Source organism: Kocuria varians (assembly GCF_006539885.1).
Classification (GTDB): domain Bacteria; phylum Actinomycetota; class Actinomycetes; order Actinomycetales; family Micrococcaceae; genus Kocuria; species Kocuria varians.
Genome location: NZ_BJNW01000018.1, coordinates 20,712 through 45,408, shown reverse-complemented (window position 1 = coordinate 45,408; position 24,697 = coordinate 20,712). Strand labels below are relative to the sequence as shown.

Sequence of the window (24,697 nt, the reverse complement as noted above, 5' to 3'; positions counted from 1 at the left end):
CGATCACTGGTTGGGCAGTCGGACAGGCATGAGCAGGTACTTGTAGGTGACGTCGTCCTCGCCCTCGGAGTCCCCCTGGGCGGAGAGCACCGCCGGCTTGGGGGGAGCCGTGAACGAGAACCGCACGTACGCGGAGTCGAAGGCGTGCAGACCCTCGGAGAGGTACGTGGGGTTGAAGGCCACGGTGATGTCGTCACCGTTGAGCTGGGCTTCCAGAACCTCCGAGGCCTGGGCGTCCTCGCCCGTTCCGGCGTCGAGCGCCACCTGCCCCTCGCTGAAGGCGAGGCGCACCGGGGTGTTGCGCTCCGCCACCAGGGACACGCGGCGCACGGCCTCCACGAGCTCGGAGGTGCGCACGACCGCCGTGATGGGGGTGTTCTCGGGGAACAGCGAACGGATCTTGGGGTACTCGCCGTCGATCAGCAGGCTCGTGGTGCGCCGACCGCCGGACTCGAAGCCGACGAGCTCGGTGTTCTCCGCCAGGGCGATGTTCACGTCCCCGGAGGAGCCCAGGGTCTTGGCGATGTCGTTGAGGGTCTTGGCCTTGATCAGCGCGGCGGTGGAGATGGTGGGGTCCGACGGGCGCCAGGTGAGTTCACGCATGGCCAGGCGGTAGCGGTCCGTGGCGAGCAGGGTCATCTTCTCGCCCTCGATCTCCACGCGGATGCCGGTGAGGATCGGCAGGGTGTCGTCCTTCGACGCCGCGATGTTGACCTGGGCGACGGCGTGGGCGAACTCGTCCCCGGCCACCACGCCGGAGAGTTCGGGAAGCCCGGGCAGCTGGGGGTAGTCGTCCACGGGCATGGCCGCGAGGTTGAACTTGGAGGAGCGGCACGTGAGCGTGACCTTGCCGCCATCGGCCTCGAGCTGCACGGGGGCCGAGGGCAGGGACCGGCAGATGTCAGCAAGCAGCCGGCCCGAGACGAGGGTGGTGCCCTCCTCGATGACGTCCGCGCTGATGGTCAGGCGCGCGGAGATCTCGTAGTCGAAGCTCGCAATGGACAGGGAACCGTTCTCGGCCTTGATCAGCAGACCGGAGAGCACCGGCACGGGCGGGCGGGGGGACAGCGAACGGGCAGTCCAGGTGACTGCTTCAGCCAGTACGTCGCGTTCGACCGAGAACTTCACGGAGGGCCCCTCTTTTGCCGGAGAACAGGAGTGTCTTGCCTGCATCGTATCCGGCCTGGCCGACGCGCTTCGAGTGGCGTGGACCGCCTCTGCAGTGCGGGACGCACGGCGGTCTCCAGGATTCGTGTAATTACAGAGATCCTCGGGGCGGTCCGGGGGCGAGCGGGGCAGGATTTTTGTTATTCGGTGGATCTTTTCTTAAGGGGTAGAAGTGTTAACAACCCCTGTGGACTCTGTGGATAACCGCCTGCTTCTCAGCTGTTCCGCGGGTCGAGGGTGTTGACCGGCTGTGGATGCAGGATGTCCCGGCTGTGATGACGGAGTGCAGAACTTCCGCGTGATTCCGCGGGTTCCACAGCTTCCCCCACCGATTTGAGTGGGTTGTCCACGGCTGGTGCCGCGTTGTCCACAGATTTTTCCACATCGACCTCTTCGCGGCTGTGCACACGGCGTCCACAAGGCCTGTCATTCGTGTGGACGACGCCGCCCGGGCCCGCTGATTCCGCGGGTCCATCCTGTGGACGAATCACAAGAAAGAAGGACCCCCCGGAGTGGTCTCCGGGGGGGCCTTGCGGTGTTGCGAGTGTGAGGGGGTGTGTTCTCAGCCCTCGCGCGACTGCTGCTTGATCCTGTTGGTCAGCTCCGTCACCTGGTCGAAGATCTGCCGGCGTTCGGCCATCAGGGTGCGGATCTTGCGGTCCGCGTGCATCACGGTCGTGTGGTCACGGCCGCCGAGTTCCGCCCCGATCTTCGGCAGCGACATGTCCGTGAGCTCGCGCAGCAGGTACATGGCGATCTGCCGGGCGGTCACGAGTGTGCGGGTGCGGGACTTGGACTTCAGCTCGTCGAGCGTGATGTTGAAGAAGGCCGCGGTCTGCCCCAGGATCGAAGCCGCCGTGATCTCCTGGCCGCCGTCGTCGGTGATGAGGTCCTTGAGCACGAGCTCTGCGAGGGGCAGGTCCACGGCCTGCTTGTTGAGCGAGGCGAATGCGGTGACGCGGATCAGGGCGCCCTCGAGCTCGCGGATGTTGGTGGAGATGTGCGAGGCAATGTACTCCATGACGTCGTCCGGGGCGTCCATCCCCTCGCTGATGGCCTTCTTGCGAAGGATCGCGATGCGGGTTTCCAGCTCCGGCGGCTGCACGTCCGTGATCAGACCCCACTCGAAGCGGGAACGCATGCGCTCGGCGAAGCCCGTGAGCTGCTTCGGGGGCATGTCGCTCGTGATGACGATCTGCTTCTCGTGGTTGTGCAGGGCGTTGAACGTGTGGAAGAACTCCTCCTGCGTGTGCTCCTTGCCGGCGAGGAACTGGATGTCGTCGATCAGCAGCAGGTCCACATTGCGGTAGATGCCCTTGAAGGAGGAGCCCTCGTCGTCGCGGATGGAGTTGATGAAGTCGTTGGTGAACTCCTCCGAGTTCACGTAGCGCACCCGCAGCTTGGGGTAGAGCCGCTTGGCGTAGTGCCCGATGGCGTGCAGCAGGTGGGTCTTGCCCAGCCCGGACTCCCCGTATATGAACAGCGGGTTATATGCCTTGGCGGGGGTCTCTGCAACGGCGAACGCCGCGGCGTGGGCGAAGCGGTTGGACTGCCCGATCACGAACGAGTCGAAGACGTACTTGGGGTTCAACCGGGCGGAGCTGTCCCACTCCGAGTCCGCGGGGCTGGTGTCCGAGCCGTTGCCCGTGGTGAGCACCTCCGGCGCCGGGGACTGGGGCGGTGCGGCGAGGGGGTCCCGGCGCGGCGGGAGGTTCCCCGCCTCGGCGAGGGTCTCCGCGATGGTGTCCGCTCCCGTGACCGCCGGGACGGGGTCCACGAGCGAGGAGTGGTCCGCGTGCCCCGGGTGGAACGCACCGGGCGCACGCTCGCCCTCCACCTCGGTGAGTGAGGGCATGGCGGTGTCGGAGGTACGGGCGTCCGAGACGCGCGTGTCCGTGGCGGGGCGGGAGGGGCTGGGCTGCAGCTCGAGCTCCGGGTCCACCACAAAGGCCACCAGGGTGTCCTTCCCGAAGACCCGGCTCACCGCGACGTCCAGGATCTCGGACATGGGGCGGTGCTGCAGGTACTCGCGGGTGGCCTCACTCGGAACGGCCATCAGCAGGGTGGTGCCCATGAGTCCGCGGGGCTCGCACACCGCAATGTTGCCCCGGGCGCGGCCACCGACCTGGGGATTCTCGTTCATGATGCGGACGCACTCTGCCCACTGCTCGGGCAAGGCCTGACTGTCCTGCTGCATGAACGACTCCTGACGTGAGGTACCGGAACGCGCCAGTTTTCCACAGAGTTGTTCACAGCGGTGGATAAACCTCGGTGGGGGGCGGCCGTGAGACTCAGCCTAGAGCATGGTTCCGGGCTGTTCATAGCCCGTTCACACGGTTGTGCGTAACTACAATCATGTAGTTCTGACATGGGGATAACCTCCCTCGAAGGCCCGCTGGAAGGCCGTTTTCCACATGCCTGTGGGGGCCTCTGTGCACAGCTGTGGAGAGCGGGTCCCCACCCCCGCGTTTGACCGGCGTGTCGCCATTGACTACTGTGGATCAGTCTTGTGCGTGTAGTATCGCGATTTCTGCGTGCCCGCACGCCCTCATGTACGTACCGCGTGCGCCGCTGCGATTCCGTCGCAGTCGGAACATCGTTGTCCAACCTCGTGGAGTGACTAATGCCCAAGCGGACTTTCCAGCCGAACAACCGCCGCCGCGCCCGCAAGCACGGCTTCCGTGCTCGCATGCGCACCCGTGCCGGCCGCGCCATCATCGGCGCTCGCCGCAGCAAGGGCCGCGCCAGCCTGTCGGCCTGAGACTTCTCCGACCCGCGAGGTTCGCATCATGCTGCCCACCAGGCATCGGATGCGGACCTCGGCGCAATTTTCTGCCACCGTACGTTCCGGCGCCCGCAGCGGTCGCCGGAACGTCGTCGTATCCGTACGCGGTGGCACCGGCGAGCAGACCCGCGTCGGTTTCGTGGTCTCCAAGGCCGTCGGCAACGCGGTGACCAGGAACAAGGTCAAGCGTCGACTGCGGGAGCTGAGCGCAGAGACCGTGCGTGAGCGCCCGCGGGACCTGGACGTCGTCGTCCGGGCCCTGCCTCAGGCGGCCGGTGCGAGCTGGCAGGAACTGGCCCGTGACTACGCCGCGGCGCTCGACGCCGCCCTGCGCCGGTCCCGGTGAGCGCGGCGTCGTCGGCCGAGAGCCATGCCGTACCGTTGCCCGTAGAGAGTCGAGAAGGAGGCACGCGCGTGACGTCACCGCTGACTCCTGAGCAGCTCCTGGACCGTGCGCCGCACGAGTACAACTCCGGTGCAGGCGTGGTGGGGGCCGTCCTGCGGGCGCCGCAGAACCTGTGCATCGCGCTCCTGAAGCTCTACCGCAGCATCGTCTCCCCTCTGTACGGGGACGTCTGCCGGTACTTCCCGTCCTGCTCCGCGTATGCGCTCGAGGCGTTCACCGTCCACGGTGCGATCCGGGGCCTGGGGCTGACCGTGAGCCGGCTGCTGTGCTGCCACCCGTGGGCCGCCGGCGGGATCGACAGGGTCCCGGCAGGGGGCCGGGAGTTCCCCTCCCTGGCCGAGACCCCGAAAATCGTTCTGCTCAACCACCCGAACCTCGCGCGTGAGACCACGCACGACTTCCCGGCCCGCCACGGCGCGGCTCAAGGAGCCAACGCTCGATGAATTTCTTCGACATCATCCTCTTCCCGTTCAAGTGGATCGTCTCCGCGGTCCTGTGGGTGTTCCACGAGCTGTTCACCCTGGTCGGCGCGGATCCCACCTCCGGTCTCACCTGGGTGCTGTGCATCGTGGGGCTGACGCTGGTGATGCGCACGCTGACCATTCCGCTGTTCCTGAAGCAGATCAAGTCCATGCGCGGCATGCAGGAGCTGCAGCCGGAGATGGCCAAGCTGCAGGCCAAGTACAAGGGCAAGAAGGACCAGCTCTCCCGCCAGGCCATGGCCGAGGAGCAGATGGCGCTGTACAAGGAGCACGGGTCCAACCCGTTCGCCGCGTGCCTGCCGATCATCGTGCAGATGCCGGTGTTCTTCGCGCTGTTCCAGGTGCTGCGCTCGGTGCCGCAGGCCGCGCAGAACAACGAGGCCATCCACCTCCTGACCCCGGAGATGGTGCACCAGTTCAACGAGTCCACGATCTTCGGTGCTCCCCTGTTCTCCACCCTGATGCAGCCGGGCACGGGCAACCACGCGGCCACCATCACCCTGGCACTGCTGATGATCGTGGCCATGAGCGCCACGCAGTTCATCACCCAGCGTCAGCTGACCGCGCGCAACATGAGCGACTCCGCCAAGGAGTCCCCCATGTACCGCCAGCAGCAGATGATGCTCTACCTGTTCCCCCTGATCTTCGCGATCGGTGGCATCAACTTCCCCCTGGGCGTGCTCATCTACTGGACCGTCTCCAACCTGTGGTCCATGGGCCAGCAGTGGTGGGTCATCCGCAACAACCCCACGAAGGGCTCCCAGGCGGAGCGTGAGCTCAACGAGCGACGCGCGGCCAAGGGGCTTCCCCCGGTGGGCATGAGCAAGCAGGAGCACGAGGAGAAGCTCGAGGAGCAGCGGGAGCGCGCGGCCGCGGGCCAGCGCCAGCAGCCCGTCTCCAAGAAGCGCCAGAAGAACCAGACCAAGAAGAAGAGCTGAGAGGTCGCATCCCATGAACGAGATGGACACCCCGCTGGAGTCCGAGGAGCGCAGCACTGCCCCGGACGAGCAGACCTCCTCGCTGTCCCCTCTCGAGGAGGAGGGCGAGATCGCGGCCGACTACATCGAGGAGCTCCTCGACACCGCTGACATCGACGGCGACATCGACATCGAGGTCCGCGACGGACGCACGTACGTGTCCGTCGCGGCCGAGGACGACGACGACTCCGAGCTGCGCGGCCTCGTGGGAGAGGACGGGGAGACCCTGGAGGCCCTCCAGGAGCTCGCGCGCCTGTCCGTGCTCAGCGCCACGCAGCGGCGCAGCCGACTCATCCTGGACATCGCCGGTCACCGCGCCGAGCGGGCCATGCAGCTGCGCGCGCTCGCCGAGGACGCCGTCTCGCGCGTCCAGGGCGGGGAGGCTGCCGTGCACCTTCCGCCGTTGTCGCCGTACGAGCGCAAGCTCGTGCACGACGCCGTCGCGGAGGCCGGTCTGGTCTCGGAGTCCGAGGGCGACGGCGCCGGGCGGCACATCGTGGTCTCGGCGGGCGAATGAGCGGCGCACGCTCGTCCGAGTACTCACAGGTCTCGACGGGATCCGCGGCAGCCGACGCCGCCCCGGAGCGTCCGCGCGCGGCCCCCGATCCCCAGCCGGCTCCTGCCCTGGGCGCCCTGGAGGACACCGCACGGCGGATCTTCGGCGACCGTCTGGAGCTCGCCCAGCGCTACACGGAGCACCTGGCGTCCTCGGGAATCGTGCGTGGGCTCATCGGTCCTCGCGAGGCACCGCGGCTCTGGGAGCGGCACGTGCTCAACTGCGCGGTCGTGCAGGAGCTCATTGCGCCGGACGCGCGGGTCGTGGACGTGGGGTCGGGTGCCGGCCTGCCCGGTCTGTGCCTGGCGATCGCGCGTCCTGACCTCGCGATCACCCTCGTGGAGCCCCTCGAGCGACGCGTGACGTGGCTCGAGGAGGTCGTGGCAGACCTGGGCCTGGACAACGTGACCGTCCTGCGGGCACGCGCCGAGCAGGCCAAAGGCCAGGTGGGGCAGGTGGACGTGGTCACCGCGCGGGCCGTCTCCGCCCTGACCGGGCTCGTGGACATCACCCTCCCCCTGCTGAAGGGCCGGGGAGAGCTCCTCGCCCTGAAGGGGCGCAGCGCGGACGAGGAGATGAAGAAGGCCTCGAAGAAGTTCAAGCGATTCGGCGTGCGCGACTCCGAGGTGATAACCGTGGGTGCAGAGCTGCTCGAGGAACCGACCACGGTCGTGCGACTCGTGCTGTGACGATCCACGCGCTGACAGGCGGGGATGTCGATAAGCTACGGGGAGCAGCAGCACCGCAGCAGCCACGAAAGGGACAGTCGACATGACCACTCGGGATCGTTCCGATCAGGGACCCACGCGCGGACACGACTTCGGACTGCCCCCTGACCCGGTTTCTCAAACGAAAAAGGTTGTACCTGACCGTGGAAAACATGTTTCACGTGAAACAGGCGGTCAAGTGGGGCTGACGGCACAAGACGCGGTGGCGGATACCGCCCTGGGGAGGAAACTCGTGGAAGAGAACAAGCGCCGCGACAAGCTCAAGCACGTCCAGCTGGACCGGCCCGAGAGCACTCGGTACATCACCATCAGCAACCAGAAGGGCGGGGTGGGCAAGACCAGCACCTCGGTGAACCTGTCGGTGGCGCTGGCGCAGCAGGGTCAGAACGTGCTGGTGGTGGACAACGACCCCCAGGGCAACGCCTCCACCGCGCTGGGCATCCCCCATGGCACGGACGCCGACTCCGTCTACGACATCCTGATCGACGAGGTCCCCGTGGCGGACGTGGTCAAGGAGTCCCCCGAGATGCAGAACCTGTGGGTGCTTCCGGCGACCATCGATCTCGCGGGAGCTGAGATCGAGCTTGTGTCCGTGGTGGCCCGTGAGCAGCGCCTGCAGCGCGCCCTGGCCGAGTACGCCACGGCACGGGAAGAGGCCGGCCTCCCCCGGCTCGACTACGTGTTCATCGACTGCCCGCCCAGCCTCGGACTCCTCACCATCAACGCGTTCGTGGCGGCCACCGAGGTGCTGATCCCCATCCAGTGCGAGTACTACGCCCTGGAGGGCCTGAGCCAGCTCCTCAACAACATCAAGATGATCCAGAAGCACCTGAATCCGAAGTTGAAGGTCTCGTCCATCCTTCTCACCATGTACGACGGGCGCACGAACCTTGCCTCCCAGGTCGCCGAAGAGGTGCGCCAGCACTTCCCGGACGTGGTCATGGAGACGATGATCCCCCGCTCCGTCCGTATCTCCGAGGCACCGAGCTACCAGCAGAGTGTCATCACCTATGACCCGAGCTCCACCGGCGCGCTGTCCTACCTGGAGGCCGCTGCGGAGCTGGCAACGAGGGCTCCCTCCTCCTGAGTCATCTCCCGGGATGGCGCGCCACTCTGCGGGGTGGCCGTCCTCGGGAGACGTGGTGTGGTGGGCCGCGATGTTTCACGTGAAACATCGCGGCCTTCTGCATGTCCCAGCTGCTTACCTCTACGGGATGGCGGTTCCAGGCGGCGGCACTCCCGCAGCTGGTAGCTCTGACGGCTCGCTGCGAGGCCCTCGTCGATGAATCGCGGTCCGACTCGTCATCCGGGGCGGCCTGACCTGGTGGATCGTTGACTACGATGGAGGCAATATCACTACTCGGAGGGACATTTACCGTGGCAGAACGACGTCGAGGACTGGGGCGAGGCCTGGGGGCACTCATCCCGAGCGAGGCTCCGACAGATACGGAGCCGGTGGCCGAGCAGGAATCCTCATCGGCACGGAACGTGAAGCAGAACAAGGCTTCGGTGCAGCCGAAGAAGCAAGGCGCGGCGGACACCCCCGCAGACTCCGCAACGGCGGTGAGGGCATCCGGTGGCGCGCAGAAGGCGAGCAAGGGTTTTGTTTCCACGATGGGTAACCCTGAGAGCGGAGCGGATTCTGCTAGAAAGGCCGGCAGCGCGAAGCGGTCTTCCTCGACGACGGCAGACACCTCCGCCAAGGCCAAGACGGGAACCAGCAGCGGCGCGGGCGCGGCACCTAGCGACTCGGAGACACCTGACGCGACCGGGGCCGGCTTGCCCGCTTCCGCTCGGAAGACTTCTTCGCGGGGTGATTCACGTGAAACATCGGCACGAATCGGGAGATCAGGGGCATCTAGCGAAGCGGGAAAGCCTGTGCGGAAGCGCCGTGACATGGGTCAGGCACTACGAAGCACCACCTCCGTGAGCCGCCCGGTGGACATGTTCTTCTTGTCATCGAGCGATGTTGAGGAGGACGAGCACGATTCCGTTGACGTGGTGACCGTGGCTACCCCGGGAGTACCCGACGATGTTTCACGTGAAACATCGGTTCGGGATGTTTCCGAGACGGCCCCGACGGAGGTTCCGGGCACTGAGTTTAGGCAAAATACCGAGAGCGCAGCCCAGGCCGGCCCCGCTTCCACGACGCCTTCGGACGACTCCTCGACCCAGGAAAAGTCCGCGCTCGAGGACTCGGCTGTTTCGCCAGCGCGGCAAACAGAAGGAAAAGCAGAGGCGAAGGGTGCCGCACGGGCCGAGTCCCCTGCATCCGTCGGTGACGTCGCACCCCAGAACCGGTCAGACGGAACGGTCAGTGCTTCGGCCGGCAAGGCGTCTGCGGCTAAGTCCTCCCGGACTGGCAATGGCACTGCCTCCAAGGCTGACGCGTCTGCGATGACAGAGCCGCCGAAGGACACATCCGAGGCCAGCTCGCCGTCCAAGAACCCGAAGGATGGGCCCTCCTCCGGTTCCTCGCAGGGACTTGGAGTGTCCGCGAGCGATGTTTCACGTGAAACATCGACGACCTCTGCCTCGGTGGATGAGCTGCAGACCGTTCCCGGCGCTCGATTCGCCGAGATCGCCGTCAAGGACATCCACCCCAACCGCAAACAGCCCCGTCAGGTCTTCGACGAGGACGAACTCGCTGAACTGGCGTTCTCCGTCAAGGAGCTCGGCGTGCTGCAGCCGATCGTGGTGCGTCCGAGCCGGGAGGAAAACGCCGGGCGCTTCGAGCTGGTCATGGGTGAGCGGCGCTGGCGAGCCGTTCAGGAGGCGGGACTCGAGACGATTCCCGCCATCGTGCGGGAGACGGCGGACAACGACCTGCTGCGCGACGCCCTCCTGGAGAACCTGCACCGGGCGCAGCTGAACCCCCTCGAAGAAGCGGCCGCCTATCAGCAGCTCATGGAGGAGTTCGGCGCCACTCAGGAGCAGCTCTCCGAGCGGATTGGTCGTTCGCGGCCGCAGATCTCCAACACGTTGCGCCTCTTGCGTCTGCCCGCCCTCGTGCAGCGCCGTGTCGCGGCCGGGGTTCTCAGCTCAGGGCACGCCCGGGCGTTGCTGGCGCTCTCCGATCCAGCAGAGATGGAGCGCCTGGCGCAGCGCATCGTGGCGGAAGGGCTGTCGGTACGCGCCACGGAAGAGGCCGTTGCACTGGCCGACGGCCTCAAACGGCACCCCACCAAGCGCAAGGCCCCCGCCAACCGCCACGACGATCGTATGGGTTACATCGCCGACGCCTTCTCCGACAAGCTGGACACGAGCGTGAAAATCCAGCTGGGGGCTCGCAAGGGCAAGATGACCATCGAGTTCGCGTCTGTGGAGGACCTGAACAGGATCATCGACGTGCTCGATCCCAAGCTGGACCCCGAGGCCTGAGGCCACATACCCCGCTCCACTGCGAGGCTGACTCAAGATCACGACAAGGAAAGGCCCGGATGTTTCACGTGAAACATCCGGGCCTTTCGTCACGGGGATGGGCAGTCGCCCGCCAGGGGCGGGGTCACTCCTCCGAACGGTAGTAGTTCTGGATGTCCGCGAGGCTCATCGTGCCGGTCGCGGCAGGGGTGGTCTCGGTGACGAGCACCCGCTGCAGCCCGCACAGGAGTGATTCCGCGAGACGCGCCCTGTAGGAGCCGCGCTGCAGGTTCTGGGCCTCGGCGTCGTTGGAGAGGTACCCCAGGGCCACCCAGGCCGCAGCCGTTCCCGCGGCGCGCAGGGCACTCCACTGCCGGGCGTGACTGCCCAGGTCCAGTGCGCCCGTACGGTACACGAGTTCGCGCAGGATCTTGTCGGACGCGATCTGTCCGATGGGGGAGTAGGGCTGCCCGGATTCGGGGGCACCCCAGAAGAAAGTGGACACCCCTTGCGCCTGGGGAGAGGAGTTCCAGTCGCACTGCAGGCACAGGATGAGGGCGTCCGGACGCTCACGGAGCACATCCGTGTGCGAGGCCACGACGTCCCGGGGCATGACACCGCCGTGGACACCTGTGTCCTGCTCCTCCCCCAGATCCGGGGAGGGGGGTGTCTGCGGATCGGGATCCACGAGCACCGGCGCGGCCCCCACGTTCCGCAGGAGGTCGTAGCTGCGCAGAGCGACGTCGTACGTGATGGCGTCCTGCCGCGCGCCGAAGCCGGCGGGCGCGCTGGCAGGTTCCATCTGGGTGATGGCCCGTGAAGGAACGAGCACGACCACCCGGTCGCGCAGGGCCTCGTGCAGAGTCTCCAGCCGCTGGTGGTCCCGCAGTGAGAAGGCCTTGGAGGTCGTGATCTTCTTGCTCACGCGCGCGAGTCCGGTGAGGGTCTCGAGGTCCACCACGCCGTCGCACTCCACGCCCAGACTGCGCTGCAGCTCCTTAACGGCGTACTCCGTCTTCTTCGTGAAAGTGCCATCAAGGTGGCCGTAGTAGAAACCCAAAAGAGAAAGGTTGTTCTGGAGCTCTTCGACGTCGTCGCCGTGCAGCAGCTCGCCCTCCTGGTGGAACAGGGGGCGGTCACCCAGCGTGTACTGGGCGTCGTTGAGGGCCGTCTCGGTCTCCGTACCCACGGTGCCGTCCACGATGAGTCCCTTGTGCTGCTGGAACCACCGCACTGCGCGGTCCACGTGCTCGTCGAACACGGCGGGATCCTCCGCGTAGCCGGGCGCGATGACCCGGTCCGTGATCCCGGCGCGCAGGAGGCGTTCCCTGAGGCCCACGACGCGTCGGTCGGTCATGCCGTGTCGGAGGAAGGCTCCGGGAGTCTGGTGCTGCACGTGGTTCTCCCCGTGGTGGACCGTCCGTGGTGGACGGGGCGCGGACATGATTCGTCTCAGAATAGACCCGGGCCCGCTCACACGACGGTGGCGGGCCCGGGTGGCGTCGACTACGCGGAGGGGGACAGGTAGTCCCCGAACTCCTTCTCGAGCGCGGACTTGGGCTTCGCGCCGATGGAGGTCTTGGCGACCTCGCCGTTGGCGAAGAGGTACACGGCCGGGATGGAGGTGATGCCGTACTGGGAGGCGATCGCGGGGTTGTCGTCCACGTTCACCTTCACCACGTCCACCTGGTCCGCGTACTCGGCGGCGAGCGCGTCCAGCACGGGGCCGAGCTGACGGCAGGGCCCGCACCACTCGGCCCAGAAGTCGACGATGGTGGGCTTGGAGTTCTCGAGCACGTCCGCCTGGAAGGAGGCGTCCGTGACGTCTTTTGCTGAGCTCATGATCGGATTCCTTTCGATGTTTCTCCCCGGTGGGGTCCCGGGAGTCTGGGAGGTGGCGCGCCGGATCAGCTGTCCAGGGCCGCCAGGTAGTGCTCCACGTCCACGGCCGCGACGCAGCCGGAGGCCGCGGCGGTGATGGCCTGGCGGTAGGTGGGGTCCACGACGTCGCCGGCGGCGAAGACACCGGGCAGCGAGGTGGTGGAGGTCCGGCCGTCCACGGCGATGGTGTTCTCGGCCGTGAGCTCCAGCTGGTCCTTCACGAGACCCACGCGGGGGTCGGAGCCGATGGCCACGAACAGGCCCGTCACGGCCAGCTGGGAGGGCTCTCCGGTCACGGTGTCCACGAGGTCCAGGGACTCCACCTTGTTCTCCCCGTTGATGCCGGTGACACGGGAGTTCCAGCGGATCTCGATCTTGGGGTCGTCCAGCGCGCGCTGCCGCATGATCTCCGAGGCCCGGAACTCGTCGCGCCGGACGATCAGCGTGACCTTGTCCGCGAACTTGGTGAGGAAAGTGGCCTCTTCGATCGCGGAGTCTCCACCGCCGATCACGGCGATGTTCTGGCCCTTGAAGAAGAAGCCGTCGCACGTGGCGCACCACGAGACCCCGTGGCCGGAGAGCCGTTCCTCGTCCTCCAGGCCGAGTTTGCGGTACTCGGACCCGGTGGAGATGATCACGGCCCGTGCCTTCAGGACGGTGCCGTCCTCGATGGTCACGGTCTTGACCTCGCCCTCCAGGGCCACGGACACGACGTCCTCGTAGCGGATGTCCGCCCCGAAGCGCTCCGCCTGCTGCTGCATGTTGTTCATGAGGTCCGGGCCCATGATGCCGTCGATGAACCCGGGGTAGTTCTCCACCTCGGTGGTGTTCATCAGCTCGCCGCCGGCGGTGACCGACCCGGCGAGGAGCACGGGGTTCAGGTTGGCGCGCGCGGTGTAGATCGCCGCGGTGTAGCCCGCGGGACCGGAACCGACGATGACGACGTCGTGCACGGCGTCGTCGCCCGCGGCACCCGCCGGGGCGTCACCGGGCGCGGGCTGCGAGGCGCCGCCGAGGTCGAGGTTCACGGCGCTCGAGAAGATGCCGGGCTGATTGCTCACTGGTACGAAGCCTTTCCATGAGTCTCCGCGTGTGCGGAGGTCGACTACACGTCAGAACGTGGGGAGCCCGCTCAGATATTCCGGGGCTCGGCGCCGCGCGTCACGGGGCGCTCGGGGCTCGGCGGGCCGGTCCGTGGCGGGGCGGGCAACGTGCCCACCAGCCGGAGCTCGACGGCGGCCCCCGGCGGCTCAGCGGACGGAAAGCTCCCCGATCCGCAGGCCGTACTGGTAGCCGCCGATCGGGCTCGTGAGCTGCGGCAGCTGGTCCCACACGATCAGCACGTAGCGGTGCGGGGTGGTGCGCGCCGCGTCCGAGAGGGGAACGCGGATCTCGGGGCCCGTGAAGGACCCGGAGGCCACCTGCTCCGCGCCCTCGACGGTCGGGCTGTCCGAGACGTACACGGTGAACTGCCCGCCCGTGCCGTTGGCCTGCTGCACGGTGAGCTCCTGGACGCGCGCGGGCTGCTCCAGCTGCGCCGCGAGCCCCACGTACTGCACGAGGTTGCCGAACTGCGCGTTCGAGAAGCCGTAGCTGAGCCAGTAGGTGGCCGGGTTGCCGTCCGTGGCCTGGTTGAGGGTCGCGTCCGTGTCCGACATGAAGCTCGGGTTCGACGTCACCCGGGTCACGGCCGCGATCTCGGGTTCCGGTCCCTCGGACGACGACGGCGCGGCGCTGCCCGGTGCCGCGGGTGCGGCGTTCTGCTGCTCGGGGCCCTGCTGGGAGAACTGGCTCGTGAGCACACCCAGGCTGCGGAAGCCCAGCACGATCAGCGCGACCAGTGCGAGGACCAGCAGCACCAGCAGCAGCCAGCGCACAGGGCCCCCTCGGCGGTCCGTCACCGCCGTAGCACCCGAGGTCGGCCGGACGTCCTCGGAGGCTGCACGGTTGTCCTCGAGCGGCTCCTCGTCGGAGCCTTGGGCGGCGACGCGATCGCGGTCCAGCGGCGCGCCGTCGGCACGGTCGCTCTCGCGGGACCCGGATCCTGCGGCGAACCCGGCGGCCGGCGCGGCGGCGTCCTCGGCGTCGGGGAGGCCGCCCTCGGAAGCCGAGGCCGCGGCGTCCCGGCCGGCCGCACGGGAGCCGGCCGGGCGCTCGTCGAGCCGCCCCGGCTTGCCCTCCGTGCGGGCGTAGCTCTCGTAGCGGTTGTCACCGTCGTAGGTGGGGTCGATCTCGCCCACGGTCTCGGACGCCCCCGCGGCGCCGGCCTGGGAGGCCGCACGGTCGAACATGGTGGAGCGCACGGCGCCGGGACGGACCTTGCGGCGCATGCCGAGCCTGTTGCGCACGGAGGGCGCGGCGGGGGCGTCGTCGTAGTCGTCGTAGTCCGACTCGCTCCAGCGGGTGACCGCCGCCTGCTCGGGCGCTGAGGCGGGGCCCTCCCCGTCCAGGACCTGCTGCGGCTGGGTGGGCTCCGGCTCCTCGTAGATGTAGGAGGCGGAGGCGGCAGAACGGGAGCCGCCGAAGATGTCGTCCGAGAGGGACTCGTCGTCAGAGTCCTCGTCCCGGTTCAGCAGGGACTCCAGGAGGTCGTCCGCGGCGAAGTAGGAGGTCACCAGGTAGGTGGACTCCTCGGTCTGGCCTATGTCCAGGACCTGGAAGCCGCTGTGCCCCGCGCCGCCGGCCAGCGCGCGGGCGTTGTCCACCAGGAGGGTCTCGTGCGCCGCGGAGGGCACCAGGATGGACACGCGACGGCGCAGGATCTGGTCCTCGCCCTGCAGGACGTGGTCACCCTCCGGTGTGCTCGTGAGGGACGCTACGATTTTGTAGCGGCCCCCGAGGACGGTTCCGAGCGCGATGGGCTGGGACACGATGGCTCCCTGGGGGGTTCGGGCGCCGCGGCGGTCGCACGGACGCGAGGACGTTCTTTCCGGCAGTCTAGCGGCCCAGTTTGGCCCTGAGCGGGGCCAGCAGGGCGGTGAACTCCTGCACGCGGAACAGCTTCAGTGCGATCGCGTACACGACGGCCATGACCACACCGCCCACGGCGATCGTGATGATGGCCCACGCCTGGTCGTGCCACGGCAGACCGTCCGTGCGGTACCCGCCGAGCCACCACAGCACGCCCACGCCGGCCACGCCGGAGACGAGTGCCGCCGCGAGTATGCGTGCGTGGCTTCCCAGGATGTGCGCGAGATCGTAGTCGCCGATCCGGCGGGTCAGCGCGACGTGGTAGATCACGGTGGCCAGGATGTTCTGCACGGCGTAGCAGACCGCGATGGCATAAACTATATGCTCCGGAGGGAATACATAGGCGATGGCCACCGCGCACAGCACCGTGAACGCCGAGACCGCCACCTGCACCAGGAACGGGGTCCTGGCATCCTCCTGCGCGTAGAACGCCCGGCCGAGCATGAACGCGGTGGACATGAACGGAGCACCCACGGCGATGAGCGTGATGACCTGGCCGATCACCGCACCGGCGGCCGGGGCGTCGCCGGAGAAGAGCATGCCCAGGGGGCCGGCGTAGACGATCAGCGCAATCATGCAGAACACCGTGGCCACCCCGGTGACGCGCAGGCTGCGGGACAGGGAGTGGACCAGCGAGGCGCGGTCACCGTTGTTCGCGGCGGCCGCCATGCTGTTGAACAGGACCGTGGCGATGGACAGCCCGATCACCCCGTGGGGCAGCGCGTAGAGCATGGTGGCCTGGTCCAGGACGGCCGTGCCCGCAATGGGGGGCGGCGCGCCCGGGCCCGGGGCGACGTCGGCGCGGGCACCCGTGGGGATGGCCGCGGTGCGGTAGAGCGCCATGAACGCGAGGTTCGCGACGATGCCCGTGGCGAGCGTCCAGCCGCCGAGCTTACCCGCCGCCGCGAGGCCGATGCCGCGCCATCCGAAGCGCGGCCGGATCTTCAGACCCAGCCGTGCCAGCGGCCAGAAGAGGATTACAGCCTGCGCGGCGACACCCACCGTGGACATGACCACGAGCCAGAACGTCTGCCCGGAGGTCCAGTTCTCCACGGTGTGGTGCTGCAGCCGGAAGGGCTGGAACTGGCGGATGAACACCAGCAGGGAGGCGATGGCGATCAGGTTGTTGAGCACCGGGGCCCACATGTACGCCCCGAAGGCGCCCTTGGCGTTGAGTACCTGGCCCACCACGGTGTAGAGCCCGTAGAAGAAGATCTGGGGGAACGTGATCAGGGCGAACGTGGTGCCCATGGCCAGCTGGGCATCCGTCCATCCCGGGCCCATGAGACGCATGATGGGCCCGGCGCACACCACCACGGCGGTGGTGATCACCAGCAGGGCGATCACGGCCAGGGTGATCAGGCGGGAGATGTAGTCGGCGCCGTCGTCCGCGGCCTTGGAGGCCTTGATGATCTGCGGCACCAGCACGGCGTTGAAGACGCCGCCGGCGATCAGCACGTAGATCAGGTTGGGAAGGGTGTTGGCCAGCTGGAAGACGTCCGCCATGGTCGTGGCGGAACCGATCGCCACGGTGATGAGGAAGGTCTTTACGAACCCGAGGACCCGGGAGACGAGCGTCCCGGAGGCCATCACGGCGCTGGCGCGCGCCCCGGACTTCTGCATGGAACAAGGCCTCCTGCGCGAGGGTGGGACCGCGTGCGGCGCACGACGGTTCGAGGGGGACGCCCTAGAGCTGGTGGATGATGTATTCCCGGGCGATGTCGGCGATCCGCCGTTCGTTGGGGAAGGACAGCTTCCGTCCGAGGTCGTCGATCCCGGACCACGCTACATCCACGGCCTCGTGGTCGGGGTCGTTCTCGGTGGTCAGGAAGCCGCCGGTGGCCTCCAGTAGGAAGTGGTGGACGGTCTTGTGCACGCGGTGGCCCGCGACCGTGAACCAGTAGTCGATGCTGCCCAGCGGTGAGAGCACCCGGCCCTCGATCCCGGTCTCCTCCTCGATCTCCCGCACGGCGGCCTGCTGGTTGGTCTCCTCGCCCTCGGGATGACCCTTGGGCAGGCACCACTCGAGCCGACCCCCGCGGTTGATGCGGGCGATGATGGCCACCGGATGGGTGGGATCGGAGAGGTTCACCACGATCCCGCCAGCCGAGACCTCTTCCACCGTGGGCAGCGCGGAGACCGGTTGGTTCGGTCGCCTCTTGGGCGCGCTGGGTACGGGGAAAGCCATGGCACCTACCTTAGCCACTTTCGCATGGCAGTCCCTGATGGGCCCCGGCCGGCCCGGGTTCGCGGGCCGGCCGGGGTTCCCGGGAGAGGACGACGCCGCTCGCACCGCGCCGTTGCCGGGCCGCCGGGCAGCCGCGCGCGGACGTCGTCGGCCCCTCCGCGGGGATCGGGAATGCGATAATGGCGCACATCATGACGCAGTTGCCGGACACCTCCTCCCTCCACCCCGTCTCACTCGAACTAGGGCGCCTCTTCGACCGCGCGGGCCACGAGCTCTCCCTGGTGGGAGGCCCCGTGCGGGACCTGCTGCTGGGCAGGGACGCCCTGGACCTGGACTTCACCACGGACGCGAGCCCGGACCAGACGCTGGCGATCATCCGCGACTGGGCGGACGCGCACTGGGAGATCGGTCGGGAGTTCGGGACCATCGGGATGCGCAAGGCGGGCATGCAGCTGGAGGTCACCACCTACCGGGCGGAGGCCTACGACCCCGGTTCGCGCAAGCCCACGGTGGCCTTCGGGGACGACCTCACGGAGGACCTGCGCCGCCGGGACTTCACCGTCAACGCCATGGCCCTGCGACTGCCGGACATGGAGCTCGTGGACCCCTTCGGCGGCGTCAAGGACCTGCACGCGGGAGTGCTGCGGACCCCCGGGACCCCCGAGGACTCCTTCACGGACGACCCCCTGCGCATGATGCGTGCCGCGCGGTTCACCTCCCAGCTGGGCCTGGAGGTGGTCGAGCCGGTGCGCGAGGCCATGACGGCGATGGCCGCGCGGATCGAGATCGTCTCCGCGGAGCGTGTGCGCGAGGAACTCGTGAAGCTGATCTGCGGGGCCCACACCCGGCGCGGGATCGAGCTCATGGTGGAGACCGGGCTCGCGGAGATCGTGCTGCCGGAGGTGCCCGCCCTGCAGCTCGAGACGGACGAGGCGCACCACCACAAGGACGTCTACCAGCATTCCCTCACGGTCATGGAGCAGGCCGCGGAGAAGGAGACGGGTCCGGACGGGCCCGTGCCCGCGCCGGACTTCGTGCTGCGCTTCGCGGCCCTGATGCACGACGTCGGCAAACCGGCCACGCGCCGCTTCGAACCCTCCGGGGCGGTCAGCTTCCGGCACCACGAGGTGGTGGGTGCCAAGATCACGCGCAAGCGGATGAAGGCGCTGCGCTTCGACAACGACACGATCAAGCGGGTCACCCGCCTGGTGGAACTGCATATGCGTTTCTACGGATATGGCGAGGCCGGCTGGACCGACTCCGCGGTGCGCCGCTACGTGCGCGACGCCGGGGACGAGCTGGAACGGCTGCACCGGCTCACCCGCTCGGATGTCACCACCCGCAACAGGCGCAAGGCCGCCCGGCTCGCCGCGCACTACGACGAGCTCGAACGGCGCATCGAGCAGCTCGCGGAGCAGGAGCAGCTCGAGGCCGTGCGCCCCGAGCTGGACGGGCAGCAGATCATGGCCGTCCTCGGCGTCCCGCCGGGGCCCGTGGTGGGCCGCGCCTACAAGTTCCTGCTCGAGATGCGCCTGGACGAGGGTGCCGTGGGGGAGGACGTCGCCCGGGAGCGGCTGCTGGCGTGGGCGCGCGAGAAGGGTGTCCTCGGCTCCTGAGGCCGCGCGCGGCGTCGTCGTCCCCCGCGCAGCCCCGGGACGGACACCGCGCCGCAGGGTGTGGATCACCCGCCCCCGTGGAACACTTGGGGCCACACGTCGACACTGCCGAGGAGTACCCGCATGAGCCTGGAAGGTGCGCGCAACAGGTCCGGAGGACACGCCGGTCTGGTGCTGCTCGGCCTCGGCCTCTACACGGTCATGATGGCCTACCTGCTGCGCATCCCGTGCCGCGTGCCGGACTGGAACATGGCGCAGCAGGTCCCGCAGCTGTGCGCGACCGCGATCGGCAACGGGGACCTCGGCGTGCGCTCCACGGACGTGGCCAACGGGTTCTTCACCGGTGGACCCACCGGGGACCAGCCCGTGCTCGTGGGCATGATCACCACCATCATCGGGTGGTTCGCCTCCAACCTTTCCTCCCTGGTGGGAGTGAACGTGGGGCAGGGCTTCTACCTGGACCTCTCCCTGGTGCTGCTGGCGCTGGTGTGGCTCGCGGTCGTGGCCGTGGTCTCCTCCCTCAGCGGCAACCGGCGCACGGACGCACTGGTCATGGCGCTCTCGCCGGTGATCGTGCTCGTGGGGTTCCAGACGTGGGACCTGTGGGCCGTGCTGTTCATGATGCTCGCGCTGCTCGGCTACGTGCGCGGCAACCCGGCGCTCGCGGGGATCATGGTGGGCTTCGGCGCCTCCGTGGCGTTCTTCCCGGTGGTGGTGCTGGTCGCGATCCTGGTCATGGCCGCCCGCCACCGCTTCCTGAAGGACATCCTCTCCGCCCTCGTCTGCGCCGTGATCGCGTGGGCGCTGATCAACGGCACGTACATGATCACCGCGTGGGACCGCTGGCGCGCACAGTTCGGGGCCATGGTGCGCTCCGACACGGACCGTTCCTCGCTGTGGAACGTGTGGAGCTCCGTGGTGCAGCCGCGCACCGGCATGAACCTCGGGGACGGCAGCCAGTACGTGCTGCTGAGCATGGTGCTGGGTCTGGTGTTCGTGCTGCTCGTGGCGCTGCTGAGCAAGCGGGAACCCTCCGCCGTGCAGGTCACCTTCCTGCTGCTCGCCCTGTACATCCTGCTGGCCAAGGAGTACTCCCTGACCTACGTGGTCTGGCTCGTGCCGCTCGTGATCCTGTGCCGCCGCAACTGGGTCGAGTTCGGGCTGTGGCAGGTGGTCGAGATGTTCTACTGGGCCACCGTGGTGCTGCCCTCCTCCGCCTGGCCCACCCTGCCGTGGGTCGAGCAGTTCGGGTGGAGCGCCCAGGACCTGCTGGCCGTGGTGCGCTACCTCTTCCTGCTCTACCTGGTGGTCGCCGTGGTGGTGGACATGTTCCGTGGGCGCAAGGCCGCCGCGCTCGGCGCCTCCGCCGTGCAGTAGGGGGCGGCGTCGATGACACCCCCCGGGCACGACGCCCCCGCGTCTCCCGCCATCCCCTCGTGGCGCTCCCTGTGCCGCCCGCTCGTCCTCATCCTCGTGGCCGTGGTGCTCGCCGTGTCCGCGTGGACCGCCGTGGCCAACTACCTGGTGGTCGCCCGGGACCCCGAGGCCCCGGTGGACACCTATCTCTCCCGGCTGGAGGGTGGCAGCTCCCGGCAGGTGCTCGCGCCCCTGCTCGTGGGCGGCGGGGACGATCTCGCGCAGCTGCTGCCCAACTCCGTGTACCGCGGTGCAGCGAACCGCCCCGTGGGCCACGAGTTCGTGGGCACCGAGGTCCGGGGCGAGCACGCGGAGGTCACCGTGGACATCCACCTGGGGGACGGCTCCACGGTGCGCCGCTCCTACGGGGTGGACCAGGTCACCGCGTGGGGTCCTTTCAACGACACCTGGCGCCTGCACCGGCGCGACGAGACCACCGTGGAGGTGCGTTTTCCCGGACCCCTGGACGCGCTCGCGGTCAACGGGGAGAAGGTTCGGCCAGATGCCGAGTCCACGAGTGCCCCGGATGCCTCCCGTCCGCAGGCACGGGCGTGGCGCTTCGAGGCGCTCCCGGGCCGGTACGACATCGCCCTGCCGGACGACTCGTACCTCCTGGCCACGAAACATGCCGCAGCAGACATATCCATGCGGGATGCCCGGCCGGCCGTGACCGAGGAACTCTCCGTCACGGCGTCGCCGCGGCTGTGGGAGGAGGCCGAGCGGGAGGTGCAGCAGCGCCTGGCCGCGTGCGAGAGCGTGCTGCGCTTCGACCTCTCGGCGTGTCCGGTGCCCCGGGAACTGGCCCGTGCGGCGTCGTCGGCCCAGACGGAGCGCACCCCCTCACCCGGCTCGGGGGAGCTGCCCGCGGGAGTCTCCGCCGTGCGCTGGGAGGTCACCTCCCGCCCCACGCTGCTGCTCGAGCAGGACGACGACGACCCCCTCACCTTCCACGCCGCCCACTTCCGAGCCACCGAGGCCACCGTCACCTGGCTCGAGCACGGGAGACAGAAGAAGGGGACCGTGCGGTTCGGGATCGACGTCACGGCGCGGACCACCGGCGAGCAGCTGAGCACCGAGGTCCGGTTGCGCTCAATGCTGACCGGGGCCGAGAAATAGCGCTCCGCTCCTAGCATGGGACCAGGTGCTGCACCAGGGCAGCCCGGGTGAGGAGAGGGGCCCGACATGGCCGAGGAACCGGAGTACTACAAGGCGCAGCCGCTGCCGCCCAGGAACCAGCAGACGTCCCAGGGATATAGAGGGGCCACCTCGTACGGCTCCTCCGGTGGATGGGGCGCACCCGCGGGTCGGCCCGTCACCGTCAACGTGGTGGGTGGCAAGTCAGCTCTGCTCGCCTACGTCCTGTGGTTCTTCCTCGGACAGCTGGGGATCCACAAGTTCTACCTCGCGCAGCCCTTCCAGGGCATCCTCTACCTCCTGCTGGGAGGCATCGGGTGGGCCACCGCGGGGATCCTGATCGGGTGGTTCTTCCTGATCCCGCTGTGGATCCTGATGTTCATCGATCTCTTCGTGATCCCGGTGCGCGTGGCGGTCCTCAACGCCCGACTGGCCTACGGTGCAGGTGGCTACTGAGCCACCCCTGTAGTAAAGTGGGCAAGTCTGTGTGCCGTGCGCAGCACGATGCCGGCACCGACATACGCACAGAACCTCCTGCTGCGGAAAGACCGCAGCCGCTTAGCCCGAAGGAGGTGGGTTCTTTACATGCGTGAATACGAACTGATGGTCATCCTCAACCCCGAGGTGGAGGAGCGCGCCGTCGAGCCGACCCTCAAGAAGTTCCTCGAGGTCGTCACCAAGGAGAACGGCACCGTCGACAAGCTCGACATCTGGGGCCGTCGTCGCCTGGCCTACGAGATCCAGAAGAAGTCCGAGGGCATCTACGCCGTGGTGAACTTCACCGCCGAGCCGCAGACCGCCAAGGAGCTGGACCGCGTGCTGAACCTCAACGAGGCCGTCATGCGCACCAAGATCATCCGTCCGGAAGAGCAGAAGATCCACGGCAAGTGAGCTGAGCGTGCAGTCCGTCCGGACTGCACACCGCATGCTCACCGGCGCGGCCGCAAGGCTGCGCGTGACATGCTTCTCGACCCACTGAGTCTCGCATCCAGCGTCCACAGAATCCGGAGGTTCACATGGCTGGCGACACCGTCATTACAGTGATCGGAAATCTGACCGCAGACCCCGAACTGCGCTTCACGCCGTCCGGAGCCGCCGTGGCCAACTTCACCGTTGCGTCCACGCCGCGCGCCTTCGACCGGCAGAGCAACGAGTGGAAAGACCAGGAAACCCTTTTCATGCGCTGCTCCGTCTGGCGTGAGGCCGCGGAGAACGTCGCCGAGTCCCTCACCAAGGGCACCCGCGTGATCGTCCAGGGTCGTCTGAAGGCGCGCTCGTACGAGACCAAGGAAGGGGAGCGTCGCACCAGCACCGAGCTGGAAGTCGACGAGATCGGCCCCTCCATGCGCTACGCGACCGCCAAGGTCAACCGGAACTCGCGCGGCGGAGGAAACTCCTACGGCGGGAACCAGGGCTTCGGCGGAGGCCAGGGCGGCAACCAGGGTGGTTTCAACGACCACCAGGGCGGCGGCTTCGGTGGCAACCAGGGCGGCGGTTTCTCCGGGAACCAGGGCAGCCGTGGTGGCCAGCAGCGTCAGCAGCAGCAGGGCGGGGGCGATCCCTGGGGCCAGTCCTCCGGCGGGAGCTACGACTGGGGTTCCGACTCCGAGGACGAGCCCCCCTTCTAAACCACATCAATCCACCCCATCCCGCAGGTCCGCCTGCGGGCTCCGCACCAGAAAAGGAGCACCACGATGGCCAAGGCTGAAATTCGCAAGCCGAAACCAAAGCAGAACCCGCTCAAGGCGGCCGACATCACCGAGATCGACTACAAGGATGTCGCCCTTCTGCGCAAGTTCATCTCCGATCGCGGGAAGATCCGCGCTCGCCGCGTGACCGGCGTGACCGTCCAGGAGCAGCGCAAGATCGCCCAGGCGATCAAGAACGCTCGCGAAGTGGCACTGCTGCCCTACTCCGGCGCCGGCCGCTGATCAGAGAGGACTGAGAATTCATGGCAAAGATCATTTTGACCCAGGAAGTCTCCGGGCTCGGTTCCGCGGGCGACGTGGTGGACGTGAAGGACGGCTACGCCCGTAACTTTCTGTTCCCCCGCGGCTTCGCGACCCCGTGGTCCCGCGGCGCCGAGAAGCAGATCGAGTCGATCAAGCAGGCTCGTGCGACCCGTGAGCTGCACTCCCTCGAGGACGCGCAGACCATGGCCGCCAAGCTGACCTCCACCACGCTGACCGTTCCGGTCAAGTCGGGTGCCGAGGGTCGCCTGTTCGGCACCGTCCGCGCCGGCGACATCGCCACCGCCGTGGAGAACGCCGGTCTGGGCTCCATCGACAAGCGTCGCGTGGACCTGACCCAGCGCATCAAGACCACCGGCGTGTACCAGGCCGTGGTCCACCTGCACGAGGACGTCAACGCGAACATCGAGTTCGAGGTCGTGCCCGCCTGATCACCAGGTGAGTACGTCCCGTCCGTTCCGGGTTCCTCCCGGGGCTGACGGTCTGATCCGGAGGAACCCCGTGGCTTCGGCCGCGGGGTTTCTCCATGCCCAACTCCGCAGGCCGTCCAGTCGTCGTGGAGCGGGGCATGGCACCATGTCTGCGTGATCATGAGCGCGCGCCGAACGAGTACCGGCCGAAAAATGTTCTGGGTGGCCCTGGCCTGCGCGGTGCTGACCCCCGTGCTTCTCCTGGGCGGATTCCTGACCGGCAACGGCTTCGCGCCGCAGGGGGCCATGGCGGTGCTGCTGACCGGGATCGTGCTCAGCGTGGTGACCTCGCTGGTGGCATTCGTGATGGGGATCGCGGGGACCGTGGCGTTCCCGGCGCTGCGCGGGCGCTACGTGCTGGTCCTGGTGCTGGCCATCGTGTTCTCGCCGCTGCTGTGGCTGCTGCTGTTCGCGCTGTTCACCTGAGTTTTCCCCAGGGGCCCTTGGTTTTCCACAGAGTCATCCACATTCTGTGCACACCGTGACGCGGCGTGTTCCACACCTTCTCCACGGAGTTGTCCACAGGCTGTGAGCAGCGGCGCACCGGACGGCTTCTGGGTGGTGAATACGGGCGGGAGCGCTGTTCTGCGC

Annotated in this window: 25 protein-coding genes; 17 read left to right on the top strand and 8 right to left on the bottom strand. The window is 68.0% G+C overall.

Annotation, left to right across the window (positions count from 1 at the left end):
- Positions 1-3: 3 nt before the first annotated feature.
- On the bottom strand, positions 4-1,128 hold the full coding sequence (gene dnaN, locus KVA01_RS10050) for a DNA polymerase III subunit beta (RefSeq protein ID WP_141270062.1): 1,125 nt from the start codon (positions 1,126-1,128) through the stop codon (positions 4-6).
- Between the two features lie 601 nt (positions 1,129-1,729).
- On the bottom strand, positions 1,730-3,364 hold the full coding sequence (dnaA, locus tag KVA01_RS10045; RefSeq protein WP_141270060.1) for a chromosomal replication initiator protein DnaA: 1,635 nt from the start codon (positions 3,362-3,364) through the stop codon (positions 1,730-1,732).
- 426 nt (positions 3,365-3,790) lie between these two features.
- Here dnaA and rpmH point away from each other — a divergent pair, with 426 nt between their 5' ends.
- The 8 genes from rpmH (at position 3,791) to KVA01_RS10005 (ending at position 10,482) form a co-directional block, all read left to right on the top strand.
- Complete coding sequence (rpmH, locus tag KVA01_RS10040) at positions 3,791-3,928, top strand: 50S ribosomal protein L34 (RefSeq protein ID WP_012399425.1); 138 nt, start codon at positions 3,791-3,793, stop codon at positions 3,926-3,928.
- Between the two features lie 28 nt (positions 3,929-3,956).
- A complete protein-coding gene (rnpA, locus tag KVA01_RS10035; protein ID WP_068468491.1) occupies positions 3,957-4,298 on the top strand; it encodes a ribonuclease P protein component in 342 nt (113 codons plus the stop codon).
- A 68-nt stretch (positions 4,299-4,366) separates the two neighbouring features.
- A complete protein-coding gene (yidD, locus tag KVA01_RS10030; protein ID WP_231860599.1) occupies positions 4,367-4,801 on the top strand; it encodes a membrane protein insertion efficiency factor YidD in 435 nt (144 codons plus the stop codon).
- Positions 4,798-5,778, top strand: a complete 981-nt coding sequence (yidC, locus tag KVA01_RS10025) for a membrane protein insertase YidC (protein WP_141270058.1) — start codon at positions 4,798-4,800, stop codon at positions 5,776-5,778. The genes yidD and yidC overlap by 4 nt, the downstream gene beginning before the upstream one ends.
- Before the next feature lie 13 nt (positions 5,779-5,791).
- The gene (locus KVA01_RS10020) at positions 5,792-6,334 is read left to right on the top strand and encodes a Jag family protein (RefSeq protein ID WP_068468488.1); all 543 of its coding nucleotides are present in this window, start codon (positions 5,792-5,794) and stop codon (positions 6,332-6,334) included.
- Positions 6,331-7,062 (top strand): 16S rRNA (guanine(527)-N(7))-methyltransferase RsmG, encoded by a 732-nt coding sequence (rsmG, locus tag KVA01_RS10015; protein WP_082810287.1) that lies wholly within the window; start codon positions 6,331-6,333, stop codon positions 7,060-7,062. The genes KVA01_RS10020 and rsmG overlap by 4 nt, the downstream gene beginning before the upstream one ends.
- A gap of 82 nt (positions 7,063-7,144) precedes the next feature.
- Positions 7,145-8,188: a ParA family protein gene (locus KVA01_RS10010; protein ID WP_269449175.1), complete on the top strand. Its 1,044-nt coding sequence runs from the start codon at positions 7,145-7,147 to the stop codon at positions 8,186-8,188.
- 911 nt (positions 8,189-9,099) lie between these two features.
- The gene (locus tag KVA01_RS10005; protein WP_371858584.1) at positions 9,100-10,482 is read left to right on the top strand and encodes a ParB/RepB/Spo0J family partition protein; all 1,383 of its coding nucleotides are present in this window, start codon (positions 9,100-9,102) and stop codon (positions 10,480-10,482) included.
- 124 nt (positions 10,483-10,606) lie between these two features.
- Here KVA01_RS10005 and KVA01_RS10000 read toward each other — a convergent pair whose 3' ends face one another.
- From KVA01_RS10000 to KVA01_RS09975, 6 genes are all read right to left on the bottom strand, one after another.
- Positions 10,607-11,818, bottom strand: a complete 1,212-nt coding sequence (locus KVA01_RS10000; protein ID WP_141270056.1) for a peptidoglycan-binding protein — start codon at positions 11,816-11,818, stop codon at positions 10,607-10,609.
- 149 nt (positions 11,819-11,967) lie between these two features.
- The gene (gene trxA, locus KVA01_RS09995; protein WP_068468482.1) at positions 11,968-12,303 is read right to left on the bottom strand and encodes a thioredoxin; all 336 of its coding nucleotides are present in this window, start codon (positions 12,301-12,303) and stop codon (positions 11,968-11,970) included.
- Positions 12,304-12,368: 65 nt separating this feature from the next.
- On the bottom strand, positions 12,369-13,403 hold the full coding sequence (trxB, locus tag KVA01_RS09990) for a thioredoxin-disulfide reductase (RefSeq protein WP_082810286.1): 1,035 nt from the start codon (positions 13,401-13,403) through the stop codon (positions 12,369-12,371).
- Positions 13,404-13,592: 189 nt separating this feature from the next.
- Entirely contained in the window at positions 13,593-15,212 is a 1,620-nt protein-coding gene (locus KVA01_RS09985; protein ID WP_141270054.1) for a hypothetical protein, read from the bottom strand.
- 67 nt (positions 15,213-15,279) lie between these two features.
- Positions 15,280-16,935 (bottom strand): murein biosynthesis integral membrane protein MurJ, encoded by a 1,656-nt coding sequence (murJ, locus tag KVA01_RS09980; protein WP_141270051.1) that lies wholly within the window; start codon positions 16,933-16,935, stop codon positions 15,280-15,282.
- Positions 16,936-16,999: 64 nt separating this feature from the next.
- On the bottom strand, positions 17,000-17,500 hold the full coding sequence (locus tag KVA01_RS09975; RefSeq protein ID WP_068468476.1) for an NUDIX domain-containing protein: 501 nt from the start codon (positions 17,498-17,500) through the stop codon (positions 17,000-17,002).
- A 179-nt stretch (positions 17,501-17,679) separates the two neighbouring features.
- Here KVA01_RS09975 and KVA01_RS09970 point away from each other — a divergent pair, with 179 nt between their 5' ends.
- The 9 genes from KVA01_RS09970 to KVA01_RS09930 all read left to right on the top strand — a co-directional run bounded on the left by KVA01_RS09970 (position 17,680) and on the right by KVA01_RS09930 (position 24,532).
- The gene (locus tag KVA01_RS09970) at positions 17,680-19,116 is read left to right on the top strand and encodes a CCA tRNA nucleotidyltransferase (RefSeq protein ID WP_141270049.1); all 1,437 of its coding nucleotides are present in this window, start codon (positions 17,680-17,682) and stop codon (positions 19,114-19,116) included.
- A gap of 123 nt (positions 19,117-19,239) precedes the next feature.
- Positions 19,240-20,493: a glycosyltransferase 87 family protein gene (locus tag KVA01_RS09965; protein WP_141270047.1), complete on the top strand. Its 1,254-nt coding sequence runs from the start codon at positions 19,240-19,242 to the stop codon at positions 20,491-20,493.
- 12 nt (positions 20,494-20,505) lie between these two features.
- Complete coding sequence (locus KVA01_RS09960; protein ID WP_141270045.1) at positions 20,506-21,648, top strand: hypothetical protein; 1,143 nt, start codon at positions 20,506-20,508, stop codon at positions 21,646-21,648.
- A gap of 66 nt (positions 21,649-21,714) precedes the next feature.
- A complete protein-coding gene (locus KVA01_RS09955; protein ID WP_068468468.1) occupies positions 21,715-22,122 on the top strand; it encodes a TM2 domain-containing protein in 408 nt (135 codons plus the stop codon).
- 129 nt (positions 22,123-22,251) lie between these two features.
- Positions 22,252-22,557 carry a 30S ribosomal protein S6 gene (rpsF, locus tag KVA01_RS09950; RefSeq protein WP_055084970.1) on the top strand — a complete coding sequence of 102 codons (306 nt, stop codon included), beginning with the start codon at positions 22,252-22,254 and terminating at the stop codon, positions 22,555-22,557.
- Between the two features lie 125 nt (positions 22,558-22,682).
- Positions 22,683-23,294: a single-stranded DNA-binding protein gene (locus tag KVA01_RS09945; protein ID WP_068468466.1), complete on the top strand. Its 612-nt coding sequence runs from the start codon at positions 22,683-22,685 to the stop codon at positions 23,292-23,294.
- Positions 23,295-23,360: 66 nt separating this feature from the next.
- On the top strand, positions 23,361-23,597 hold the full coding sequence (rpsR, locus tag KVA01_RS09940; RefSeq protein WP_068468464.1) for a 30S ribosomal protein S18: 237 nt from the start codon (positions 23,361-23,363) through the stop codon (positions 23,595-23,597).
- A gap of 20 nt (positions 23,598-23,617) precedes the next feature.
- Positions 23,618-24,067: a 50S ribosomal protein L9 gene (gene rplI, locus KVA01_RS09935; RefSeq protein ID WP_068468462.1), complete on the top strand. Its 450-nt coding sequence runs from the start codon at positions 23,618-23,620 to the stop codon at positions 24,065-24,067.
- Positions 24,068-24,226: 159 nt separating this feature from the next.
- Positions 24,227-24,532: a hypothetical protein gene (locus KVA01_RS09930; protein WP_068468591.1), complete on the top strand. Its 306-nt coding sequence runs from the start codon at positions 24,227-24,229 to the stop codon at positions 24,530-24,532.
- Positions 24,533-24,697 lie beyond the last annotated feature (165 nt).

Coding starts and splice junctions, on each gene's coding strand:
- KVA01_RS09945 (WP_068468466.1), top strand. CDS start 22,683: ATGGCTGGCGACACCGTCATTACAGTGATCGGAAATCTGACCGCAGAC.
- dnaA (WP_141270060.1), bottom strand. CDS start 3,364: ATGCAGCAGGACAGTCAGGCCTTGCCCGAGCAGTGGGCAGAGTGCGTC.
- rpmH (WP_012399425.1), top strand. CDS start 3,791: ATGCCCAAGCGGACTTTCCAGCCGAACAACCGCCGCCGCGCCCGCAAG.
- KVA01_RS10000 (WP_141270056.1), bottom strand. CDS start 11,818: ATGACCGACCGACGCGTCGTGGGCCTCAGGGAACGCCTCCTGCGCGCC.
- rnpA (WP_068468491.1), top strand. CDS start 3,957: ATGCTGCCCACCAGGCATCGGATGCGGACCTCGGCGCAATTTTCTGCC.
- KVA01_RS09955 (WP_068468468.1), top strand. CDS start 21,715: ATGGCCGAGGAACCGGAGTACTACAAGGCGCAGCCGCTGCCGCCCAGG.
- KVA01_RS09930 (WP_068468591.1), top strand. CDS start 24,227: ATGAGCGCGCGCCGAACGAGTACCGGCCGAAAAATGTTCTGGGTGGCC.
- yidC (WP_141270058.1), top strand. CDS start 4,798: ATGAATTTCTTCGACATCATCCTCTTCCCGTTCAAGTGGATCGTCTCC.
- rpsR (WP_068468464.1), top strand. CDS start 23,361: ATGGCCAAGGCTGAAATTCGCAAGCCGAAACCAAAGCAGAACCCGCTC.
- trxA (WP_068468482.1), bottom strand. CDS start 12,303: ATGAGCTCAGCAAAAGACGTCACGGACGCCTCCTTCCAGGCGGACGTG.
- KVA01_RS09960 (WP_141270045.1), top strand. CDS start 20,506: ATGACACCCCCCGGGCACGACGCCCCCGCGTCTCCCGCCATCCCCTCG.
- KVA01_RS09975 (WP_068468476.1), bottom strand. CDS start 17,500: ATGGCTTTCCCCGTACCCAGCGCGCCCAAGAGGCGACCGAACCAACCG.
- KVA01_RS09970 (WP_141270049.1), top strand. CDS start 17,680: ATGGCGCACATCATGACGCAGTTGCCGGACACCTCCTCCCTCCACCCC.
- KVA01_RS10010 (WP_269449175.1), top strand. CDS start 7,145: ATGACCACTCGGGATCGTTCCGATCAGGGACCCACGCGCGGACACGAC.
- rsmG (WP_082810287.1), top strand. CDS start 6,331: ATGAGCGGCGCACGCTCGTCCGAGTACTCACAGGTCTCGACGGGATCC.
- murJ (WP_141270051.1), bottom strand. CDS start 16,935: ATGCAGAAGTCCGGGGCGCGCGCCAGCGCCGTGATGGCCTCCGGGACG.
- KVA01_RS09965 (WP_141270047.1), top strand. CDS start 19,240: ATGAGCCTGGAAGGTGCGCGCAACAGGTCCGGAGGACACGCCGGTCTG.
- rpsF (WP_055084970.1), top strand. CDS start 22,252: ATGCGTGAATACGAACTGATGGTCATCCTCAACCCCGAGGTGGAGGAG.
- KVA01_RS10020 (WP_068468488.1), top strand. CDS start 5,792: ATGAACGAGATGGACACCCCGCTGGAGTCCGAGGAGCGCAGCACTGCC.
- rplI (WP_068468462.1), top strand. CDS start 23,618: ATGGCAAAGATCATTTTGACCCAGGAAGTCTCCGGGCTCGGTTCCGCG.